12 protein-coding genes are annotated in these 9,953 nt (G+C 44.5%); 6 read left to right on the forward strand and 6 right to left on the reverse strand.

All coding sequences use genetic code 11. The annotated features are described in order from the left end of the window. The coding region (locus VFM80_RS00270; protein WP_395068383.1) for an NAD(P)/FAD-dependent oxidoreductase at nucleotides 1-235 on the reverse strand (235 nt) is incomplete at its 3' end. Between the two features lie 205 nt (nucleotides 236-440). Here VFM80_RS00270 and VFM80_RS00275 point away from each other — a divergent pair. The 4 genes from VFM80_RS00275 to katG all read left to right on the forward strand — a co-directional run bounded on the left by VFM80_RS00275 (nucleotide 441) and on the right by katG (nucleotide 5,843). Next, complete coding sequence (locus tag VFM80_RS00275; protein ID WP_395068385.1) at nucleotides 441-1,565, forward strand: Re/Si-specific NAD(P)(+) transhydrogenase subunit alpha; 1,125 nt, start codon at nucleotides 441-443, stop codon at nucleotides 1,563-1,565. A 109-nt stretch (nucleotides 1,566-1,674) separates the two neighbouring features. Then, the gene (locus tag VFM80_RS00280) at nucleotides 1,675-1,971 is read left to right on the forward strand and encodes an NAD(P) transhydrogenase subunit alpha (protein WP_395068387.1); all 297 of its coding nucleotides are present in this window, start codon (nucleotides 1,675-1,677) and stop codon (nucleotides 1,969-1,971) included. Then, nucleotides 1,968-3,386, forward strand: a complete 1,419-nt coding sequence (locus tag VFM80_RS00285; RefSeq protein WP_395068389.1) for an NAD(P)(+) transhydrogenase (Re/Si-specific) subunit beta — start codon at nucleotides 1,968-1,970, stop codon at nucleotides 3,384-3,386. Before VFM80_RS00280 ends, VFM80_RS00285 begins: the two co-directional genes overlap by 4 nt. A 171-nt stretch (nucleotides 3,387-3,557) precedes the next feature. Further along, complete coding sequence (katG, locus tag VFM80_RS00290) at nucleotides 3,558-5,843, forward strand: catalase/peroxidase HPI (RefSeq protein WP_395068391.1); 2,286 nt, start codon at nucleotides 3,558-3,560, stop codon at nucleotides 5,841-5,843. Nucleotides 5,844-6,403: 560 nt separating this feature from the next. On the opposite strand, the gene VFM80_RS00295 is transcribed toward katG, so the two are convergent. Both VFM80_RS00295 and VFM80_RS00300 read right to left on the reverse strand, forming a co-directional pair. Next, the gene (locus tag VFM80_RS00295; protein WP_395068393.1) at nucleotides 6,404-6,682 is read right to left on the reverse strand and encodes a hypothetical protein; all 279 of its coding nucleotides are present in this window, start codon (nucleotides 6,680-6,682) and stop codon (nucleotides 6,404-6,406) included. A 3-nt stretch (nucleotides 6,683-6,685) separates the two neighbouring features. After that, complete coding sequence (locus VFM80_RS00300; RefSeq protein ID WP_395068394.1) at nucleotides 6,686-6,892, reverse strand: hypothetical protein; 207 nt, start codon at nucleotides 6,890-6,892, stop codon at nucleotides 6,686-6,688. Between the two features lie 660 nt (nucleotides 6,893-7,552). On the opposite strand from VFM80_RS00300, the gene VFM80_RS00305 reads away from it, so the two are divergent. Both VFM80_RS00305 and VFM80_RS00310 read left to right on the forward strand, forming a co-directional pair. Then, entirely contained in the window at nucleotides 7,553-8,170 is a 618-nt protein-coding gene (locus tag VFM80_RS00305) for a class I SAM-dependent methyltransferase (RefSeq protein ID WP_395068404.1), read from the forward strand. Between the two features lie 138 nt (nucleotides 8,171-8,308). Further along, a complete protein-coding gene (locus tag VFM80_RS00310; protein WP_395068396.1) occupies nucleotides 8,309-8,482 on the forward strand; it encodes a hypothetical protein in 174 nt (57 codons plus the stop codon). Between the two features lie 167 nt (nucleotides 8,483-8,649). Here the strand turns inward: VFM80_RS00310 and VFM80_RS00315 are convergent, their stop codons facing one another. From VFM80_RS00315 to VFM80_RS00325, 3 genes are all read right to left on the reverse strand, one after another. After that, nucleotides 8,650-8,949, reverse strand: coding sequence for a type II toxin-antitoxin system RelE/ParE family toxin (locus VFM80_RS00315; RefSeq protein ID WP_395068398.1), 300 nt, complete (start codon nucleotides 8,947-8,949; stop codon nucleotides 8,650-8,652). A 5-nt stretch (nucleotides 8,950-8,954) separates the two neighbouring features. Further along, the gene (locus VFM80_RS00320) at nucleotides 8,955-9,167 is read right to left on the reverse strand and encodes an addiction module protein (RefSeq protein WP_395068400.1); all 213 of its coding nucleotides are present in this window, start codon (nucleotides 9,165-9,167) and stop codon (nucleotides 8,955-8,957) included. Between the two features lie 344 nt (nucleotides 9,168-9,511). Beyond that, nucleotides 9,512-9,953 (reverse strand): SET domain-containing protein-lysine N-methyltransferase (locus tag VFM80_RS00325; protein WP_395068402.1); only part of this gene is annotated, 442 nt, incomplete at its 5' end.

The raw sequence follows: 9,953 nt of genomic DNA on the forward strand, positions 1-9,953 counted from the left end.
CAAAACGAGTGGCTTGCTCGCGGAAGTCCTGCATCATCTTTGGCCCCATGACTCCTTCAGGATAACCGGGAAAGTTCTCTACGTCGGTGGTTGTCATTAGCTGGCCACCGGGTTCCAGGCCTTCAAATACCAATGGTTTGAGATCGGCACGAGCTGCATATAATGCGGCTGTTAGTCCGGCCGGGCCGCTTCCTACAATTACAACGTCAAATGTTTTTCCTGCGATGTCTTCCATAATTCCATTCATTTATTTATTCGATTCACATTATAAGATTTTTATCAGATAAAATTGGTCTCTTATTATCTATATAATTCATAGAATTAGCTTATCCCAACTTCACCATATATTCATAATTTTCAATGATAGTATGCAAACTGGTTATTTGTGATATTCATTGATTTCATTATGTTGTCGACAGAAACTTAACGGAGGATCCATATTGATTGTAGGTGTTTTAAAAGAAACAGCAGAACATGAACGGCGGGTAGCCCTTACTCCGGAAGTATCTGCGCAGCTTGTTAAGCAAGAGCTTAAAGTTTGGGTGGAAGCCGGAGCCGGATTAGAATCAAATTTCCCTGATCATAGTTATGAAGAATCAGGTGCTTCTATTATCTCTGACAGGAATCAGATATTAGCCGATTCGGACATATTGCTTACCATTCAAACTCCCGCTGAAGAAGAGTTTAAAAAACTCAAAAAGGGGGCGGTCTTGATCTGCTTGCTTTGGGCTCTTCAAAATCCTGAATTGGTAAAACAGCTAAAAGACTTAGAGATCTCCGCTTTGGGCATGGATTTCGTTCCGCGAATATCCCGCGCTCAAAACATGGATGTACTTTCCTCCATGAGTTCCATTGCGGGTTACAAAGCAGCATTGATCGCAGCCAATGAGCTTGACAAATATCTGCCCATGATGATGACCGCCGCTGGAACCATCCCCCCTTCGAAGTCGCTGGTGCTGGGAGCCGGTGTGGCAGGACTTCAGGCCATCGCCACTTTAAAGAGATTGGGTTCCGTTGTGGAAGCTTTTGATATCCGCCCGGAAGTAAAAGAGCAGGTAGAAAGTTTAGGAGCCAAGTTCGTGGAAGTGGAACTCGGTGAGGAAGAAACCCAAACCGAAGGCGGCTACGCCAAAGAATTGGATCAAAAAAAGCAGGATCTCCAGCGACAGGCCATCCATGAACACGCTAAAAAATCGGATATCGTTCTAACTACGGCGCTCATCCCGGGAAGACCGGCTCCGGTTCTTATTACCGAGGCCATGGTAAAGGATATGTCACCCGGTTCGGTGATCGTGGACATTGCTTCTGAAAACGGAGGAAATTGTGAACTGACCGAGCATGGTAAAACAGTTGAGAAATACGGAGTGAAGATCGTAGGCCCGAACAATCTGCCAAGTCAGCTTTCACTCCACGCCAGTAAGCTGTACTCCAAGAATATGTACGCGCTTTTAGATCTGCTGATCGAAGAAGGCAAACCGAATTTCAACTTTGAAGACGAAATACTTCTAAAAACCACGGTTACGCATCAGGGCGAAATTATCAGCCCGATGTTGAAAAATGGTTAGATGGTTAATAGGAATTGGTTATTGGTAAACCGGATCTAAACTCAGCAAGCTGCTGTATCTCGGTTACACCAATAACTATTAACCAATAACAAATAACGAGTTAAAAATTATGGAAACACTCATATTCTCCATCTTCATCTTTGTTCTGGCCTGTTTTATTGGCTTTGAGCTCATTTCCAAAGTCCCGCCCACGCTGCATACGCCGTTGATGAGTGGCGCCAATGCCATTTCTGGAATTACCATTGTGGGAGCTTTGATCGTTGCCGGTCATTCCGGACTTGATTCCCAAATGAGTCAGATCGTCGGTTTTGTGGCCATTGTGTTTGCCACCATCAACGTGGTGGGCGGATTTATGGTAACCGACCGCATGCTGGAGATGTTCAAGAAAAAGGAGGATGAGAAATGAGCCAGTTTTTACCGGAAGCTTTCCTCCCCTATTTGCCTGACACGATTCAGATCATTTACCTGATCGCGACCTTCTTTTTTATTCGCGGGTTGAAGTTACTGAACTCCCCTGCCACTGCCCGAAAGGGAAATCAATTGGCTGCACTTGGGATGTTCATCGGGATCGTAGTTACCCTTTTCGATCAGCAGATCATTTCGTTTGAATGGATCATCGCCGGAATTTTGATCGGTGGCTTAATCGGAGCGGTTCTTGCCAAAAAAGTAGCCATGACCGCCATGCCGGAACTTGTGGCCGTTTTCAACGGATTTGGTGGCGGTGCCTCTGCACTTGTTGCCTGGGGGGAATTTTCCCGGCTGGTAGATCCGACAACCATGTCGCCCGATAGCCTGGTAACCACCGGGCTCGGCATCTTCATAGGGGCACTGACTTTCACCGGTAGTTTTGTAGCTTTTGGAAAGCTGAAAGGTTTCATATCCGGAAACGCCATCACCTTTCCGGGTTTGAATATTATTAACATTGGGTCGATGATCGCCGTGCTGGTGTTGATCGGCTTCTTCACTTTTGATCCCACAAATCAAACTATTTTCTGGATCATACTTGGATTATCATTATTAATCGGGGTCACTTCCGTCATCCCAATTGGTGGTGCGGATATGCCCGTGGTGATTTCATTGCTCAACTCCTACTCAGGTATCGCAGCTTCCATGGCCGGTTTTGTGATCGGGAACAACCTGCTCATCATTGCAGGTGCACTTGTTGGGGCTGCCGGGCTGATCCTCACTCAAATTATGTGCAAAGCCATGAACCGCTCGCTGACCAATGTAATATTTGGAACCTTTGGGGGAGATTCAGGTGGCGGTTCCGGAGTTGAAACAGGTGACAAAACCGTTCGCGAAAGCACGGCCGATGATCTTGCCATACAGGTTGCTTATGCCTCCAAAGTAGTGATCGTACCCGGTTATGGACTTGCTGTGGCCCAGGCTCAACATGTACTCAAAGAAGTAGCCGCAAAACTGGAAGAACGCGGTGTTCAGGTGAAATATGGCATCCACCCCGTAGCCGGACGTATGCCCGGACACATGAACGTACTACTCGCCGAAGCCGATGTGCCTTATGATCAGTTGTTGGACATGGATCAGATCAACCCTGAATTCAAGACCACTGATGTTGTACTGGTGATCGGCGCAAATGATGTGGTCAACCCGGTAGCCAAAACCGAACCCGGGAGTCCCATTTATGGAATGCCTATTCTGAATGTAGATGAAGCCAAACGCACCGTGATATTCAAGCGGAGTCTGAGTCCCGGTTATGCCGGCATCGACAACCCACTCTTCTATGATGAGAAAAACCAGATGTTCTTCGGCGATGCCAAAAAAAGCTTACAAGCACTCAACGAAGCCCTGAATAACGTATAGGATTTGGGATTGTTGATTTTTGCTGGATGACTTTCTTGCGCCTTGCACCTAACACCTTGAGCCTCGCTATATAAACAAAACCTATCACGCCTTAAACCTTTATTGATTTGGTTCAGGGAGTTGTAATCGCTTTCTTTGAAACCTACTCTCAAAAAACTTAAGAAAGTAATTATGGCTGATAAGAATAATAAACCTGCAGAAGATCAAGCTGCAATGGGCGAAGCAAATGAAACCTCTGCAAACAAAGCAGACACCTATAAAGCAAACCAACCTACAGAATCCAGTGACGTAAGTAAATGTCCGTTCCATAACGGAGCGATGAGAAATTCGGCAAATGAAGGGGCAAAGATCCGCGAATGGTGGCCCAACAAATTGAATTTGAATATTTTACGCCAGCATTCCTCCAAATCTGATCCAATGGGAGAAGATTTTGACTATGCTGAAGAATTTAAAAAACTGGATCTGAAAGCGGTCAAGCAAGATCTTGAAGAACTGATGACCGATTCCCAGGAATGGTGGCCGGCTGATTTTGGTCACTATGGCCCGCTTATGATCCGCATGGCATGGCACAGCGCCGGAACCTATCGCGTAGTTGATGGCCGCGGTGGCGGATCAACCGGAAACCAGCGCTTTGCTCCACTGAACAGCTGGCCTGATAACGTGAATTTAGATAAAGCCCGTTTACTGCTATGGCCCATCAAACAGAAATATGGGAATAAACTTTCCTGGGCTGATCTTATGATCCTGGCCGGAAACGTGTCTCTGGAATCCATGGGCTTTAAAACCTTTGGTTTCGGCGGCGGACGTGAAGACGTTTGGGAACCGGAAGAAGATATTTATTGGGGATCGGAAGGCGAATGGCTTGCCGATCAACGTCACACTGAAGATGGCGAACTGGAAGAACCGCTTGGCGCCGACCACATGGGACTGATCTATGTGAATCCTGAAGGGCCAAACGGCGAACCAGATCCTAAAAAAGCAGCTAAGTTTATCCGTCAGACTTTTAAACGCATGGCGATGAACGACGAAGAAACGGTTGCCCTTATTGCCGGTGGACACACCTTCGGTAAAGTTCACGGTGCAGCGCCGGAATCACATCTTGCCGGCGAACCGGAAGCTGCTCCTATGGAACAGATGGGAATGGGTTGGAAAAATGCTCATGGAACCGGGAAAGGGGCCGATACCATCACCAGTGGTTTGGAAGGAACATGGACACAAAAGCCAACCGAATGGTCGATGCACTTTCTTGAGAATCTATTCAATTTTGAGTGGGAATTGCATAAGAGTCCTGCTGGGGCATGGCAATGGCGACCTAAAGACGGCGCCGGAGAAGGCACCGTTCCTGATGCACATGATCCTGAGAAAACGCATCAGCCATTTATGCTGACCACCGATCTTTCCCTGAGAGAAGATCCTGCCTATGAAAAAATTTCACGCCGATTCCTCGAGAATCCGGATGAATTTGCAGATGCTTTTGCCCGTGCATGGTACAAACTGACGCACCGTGATATGGGACCGAAATCACTCCTTCTGGGGCCTGAAGTTCCTGAAGAAGAACTGCTATGGCAGGATCCGATTCCTGAAGCAGATCACGAACTGATCAACGGTAATGATATTGAAGAACTCAAAGGCAAGATCCTCGATTCAGGACTTTCAGTTTCTGAACTCGTTTCTACCGCCTGGGCTTCTGCCTCAACCTACCGGAATTCTGATAAACGCGGTGGTGCGAATGGCGCCCGGGTTCGACTGGCTCCACAAAAAGATTGGGAAGTGAATAACCCTGAGCAACTGGCTAAAGTATTGGACACGCTTGAAGGAATTAAGAACCAATTCAGCAAAACGGTTTCCATGGCTGACCTGATCGTTCTTGGCGGTGTTGCTGCTATTGAAAAAGCGGCGAAAGATGCCGGTCATGATGTGGCCGTGCCATTCACGCCGGGACGTACGGATGCCACCCAAGAGCAAACAGATGTAGATTCATTTGCATGGTTAGAACCCCCTGCCGATGGATTCCGCAACTACTTTGCTCCAAAGCATAATACTTCAGCCGAAGAAATGCTGGTAGACAAAGCGCAGCTTATGACACTTACTCCTCCTGAAATGACCGTTCTTCTTGGCGGAATGCGCGTTCTGGATACCAACTTTGACGGTTCCAAAAAAGGCGTATTTACCGACAAGCCCGGAACACTCACCAACGATTTCTTCAAAAACCTGCTGGACTTGAATACTACCTGGCAGGCAACCAATGACGATCAAAACGTTTTTGTTGGAAGCGATCGCAAAACAGGTGATGTAAAATGGAGCGGTTCCCGCTCCGACCTGATCTTTGGCTCAAACTCAGAACTCCGCGCACTTGCAGAAGTGTACGGAAGCGAAGCAGCTGAAGAGAAGTTCATCAACGACTTCATCAAAGCCTGGAATAAAGTGATGAACCTGGATCGTTTTGATCTGAAGTAATCACTTCAGCATTTAATGACTATTCAAAAGGCAGCCTGATTTTTCAGGCTGCCTTTTTTTGTTGCCTTTCAGTTTTCAAGCATTACCTAATAGAAAAAACCGTAGGGGCAATTCATGAATTGCCCCTACGGTTTAATTTTTTTATTTCACACTCGTTCCCAACCACCCGGTTGGGAACGCCACTGCGGACCTCCCGGTCCACAGAACAAAAACCGTAGAAAATTTTATGGATGCAAAAACCGGTTTCAGCCTTAGCGTACACCCTCCGCGAAATTTAGCGAGCTAAATTTTGGCACCTCCCTCAAGGGAGGACTATCCGAGGTAGTATAGAATGGAATTTTAGATTTCAAACTCATTTTTGGGACTGAACATCGGAGAAGTCTCCCCTTGAGGGGAGATCATTTCATGCAGCTGTTCCTGCATGAAATTCGTGGGGTGTGGTAGCCAAGCGCTCTTCTGTTTTTACCACAACCTTTCTAAGAAAAACTAAGGTTCAAGGTATTCATCTCAACTAAAAATGATCTCTGCCAAATGCGTACCCAACGAGAATAAACGCATATTCAGTTAAACTCTTTATTGTAAGCTTCCATGAATAATTCTGCTTCTTTTTTCTGAATCTCTTTGCGGTGTTTCTGATGATCTTTTGGAATATTAAGGAGCTCTTCTACATGTTCATTTATTTTTTGGTATGCAGTAAATTGATCCGGTTCTTCTGAAGCAAGATCATACCTGTATTGTCTCCAAATATTTAGATCTATTAGTTCTGTTAAAGCGTCATTACGTTGACTTCCGGCGAATTCCACTTCCTCGGGCAATCTCTGAATTTCTGACGAAGCCATATTTCAAATAATTCGATAATTGCATTTTATTTCTTCTTCAATAAGAGATGTAATTCTTCTGTTTCTCTTGATCTTACTGATCATTGGATGTAAAACTGCAACAAGTACAGCCAATAATGTTCCGATTGCGGCTAATGCATCCCAAAAAACATCCGGTGCTAAACTATTTTGAAAAAATTCATTCATGAATGATTGATTTACAGCTAACATAATATTATCCGAATAATCGTTCTGGCAACCTATTCACGGATGATTCGAAGAGCTCATATCAAAATACTACGTTTGGAAGTAAAGTCAATTAAGGTAGTAAGGAGAGGGAACAAGAATGAGGTTTGAGTATGATTACTTTTTCAACATTGGAACGAAGGAACGGGCAGGCATTCCCAGCGAGGATAAATGAAGACCCTGAAGGGGTCACATATGAATAACCCAGGGTAGTAAAGCCGCAAAAGCGGATGCAACCCTGGGATAAAACGACAAAAAAGAGAAAACCCAAGCATAGTAAGTCGCCAATATATCAAATGGTTATCGCAGGGTTGGGGAAAATGGTCATTAAAGAGGTGGTTGCCCAAGCTTCGCTAACCGGCATAGTCTAAATCACCTATCGGGCGAAGCTTTGTTTTTTTTCATATTTCTTAACCCCGGCCTGCTTCAATGCTTCCGCATTTCATTGACCGGGGCTATTCATATGTGACCCTTTCAGGGTCGTTCAAGAACATGTTTATATTCTGCCCTCGAATTACCTGATATCTGTAGGAATAACTCTATATTTTGGGACATACTTTATATTTCCAGCCCAAGAACGTGACAGTGAATAAGAAGGAAACCGGATCTAAACCAAAAAAGAAGCCCTGGCCTACTAGAGATGCCATGGAACAGGTGTATGAAATGAAGCTTTGGGGTGACAATGATTCTGATTTTTACTCGGGAGTCGGGTCTCATCACCCCGGATATGTAGATCCCTACATAGAAGTTTTGACCTCATTTTTCAGGTCTTTTGAAGAACCTCTTGTGGTATGTGATCTGGGCTGTGGAGATTTTAACGTAGGTAAAGAATTGGTTCAGCATACCCGGAAGTATATTGCGATAGATATAGTAGCAGAACTGATAAAACGTAATAAGGAAACATTTAAAGAAGAAAACCTTGAATTCCATTGTATGGATATCGCATCCGATGATCTGCCTTCAGGAGATTGTGCTATTTTAAGACAGGTACTTCAGCATTTGTCGAACGCTGAAGTGCAACGTATCATCAATAAGCTGACTGATTTTAAATATGTGATTTTAACCGAACATGTACCTGAAGGAGCCTTCATGCCCAATAAGGATATTATTTCAGGACAAGGAATCAGGCTAAAAAAACAAAGTGGTTTAGACTTGTTAGCTCCACCTTTTGATCTTAAAGTAAAAGAAGAAAAACAACTATTGTCTGTACCGTCTCAGCATAGTAAAGGGATAATTATTACTACGCTTTATAAAATGTTTTGAGCTGCGCTTTTAACATTCGGCCTTAGAAAAAAGAGCGTTAAGAAGATGACGGAATGGAGCGTTAAGAAAGAAATCATACCGCAAGGTACTTCGCTTTCGTGCCAGCCCGTTGATGGAGCATTGATTTCTTTTAGCATAATGAAGTCAGCTTTAGCTCTTTTTTCGCAGCCGAGAGCTTTTGTTTCTTTTGTCGGCACAAAAGAAAAAGGAAGACGATTACGGGCAACAGATCATTATCAAGGCACGGGAAGCTGGAGCTTCCGGGACTGCATTGCAAAGCCGGAGCTTAGCAACGAGGACGAGACGTATTAGCCCCGCCCTTCGATCTTAAAGTAAAAGAAGAAAAACAACTATTGTCTGTACCGTCTCATCATAGTAAAGGGATCATTGTTACTACGCTTTATAAGATGTTTTAAGCTACGCTTACATGTTTTGTCCAATGGGCTGTGACAGTTGGTGGGGTTAAAACGAGGTGAAGATTATACACGCGATTTCCAAAACTCAGGATTTCGATGTTGGTGTAAAATGGCAAATATTGTAATCGCATCTTTTTGCTCAACAAAGTAAATGGAAAACGGAAATCGATTAACTAAAGCTCTTCGGACTACATTTTTGTAAATGACTTCGTGCTGATGAGGGGTGCGAAGAATTGAGGTGATTTTTACATCTACACAACGGGCAAACTCTTTTCCCAATCCGGAATCTTGGGTTTCGTACCAGTCGTAAGCATCATCAAAATCTTTTTCAGCCTGTGGGGTAAGAATGAGTGTTTTAAACACGATATCTATAGATATTTATCGCGGATTTCATCCCAAGACTTCCCATTAGCTGTATCTTCGTCTAGGGTTTGCAACCGTTTTTCCAAAATGCTTTTGTGATGTTCAGGAAAATCAACCTGCTTGGGATCAGAAGCTATAGAATCCCACAAAGCTTCTACCAAAAGAAGTTTTTCATTTTTATTGAGTTGTGATAATTCTTTGATCAGCGTGTCTTCCATAATGAGTGAATTAAATTAGATACAACAATTTGAATAAAAAGAACCTCTAAAGCAATTGCTGAAAAAATCCGATTTTATTGATGGGCCGGAGGGTTGGCGATATTCATCAGCACGGAATTATTTGGGAGGGGATGGATCGATTCCGGTTACGGTGGTTGGTTTTCGGCTATTGCGCTTTTGTACCCATTTGGACCGGGTGGTCCCGAGGGGCGTTCCCAACACGGATGTTGGGAACGAGGGAAAAAGATCATTGTTACTACGCTTTATAGGATGTTTTGATCATCAAAAGTGTTCGGGATGCAGTGACTGGTACACCACAATCACGACGGACCATCACTATGCGCTTATCCCGTCATTTTCTTAACGTAGGCGGAAACATGGTCCCCATATTTTTCCCTCACAAAATCTGATCTGTAATCAGTTCCTTTTATCATCTCGCGACAGTCATCCGACCCGCAATTACAGGAAAAAGGTTCCATGATTTCATTACAGAAGGTGGCATAGTCAAGAGTGATTTCCTCTCCGGCCCGGATAGATTTCCGTGCGGTCACATTCAATCCCGTCAACCAGGCATTGGGATCGCAGGAGTGATTTATGGGAATCCACTTATCGGGATTCGGACTCCACATCACATAGATCTCGTCACTTATCGGCCATGCATACTGTCTGAACCACTTCTTTTTTTCTTCACTCCAGGTTTTCATCACATGTGAACGGCTGATCAGGTGGTGCTCCTGTTCCTCATGTTCAAAAATGAGGTCATCTTTCGAAATATCTTTTGTAGCT

The sequence above is a fragment of the Gracilimonas sp. genome, assembly GCF_035704785.1.
In the GTDB taxonomy this organism is placed as follows: domain Bacteria; phylum Bacteroidota; class Rhodothermia; order Balneolales; family Balneolaceae; genus Gracilimonas.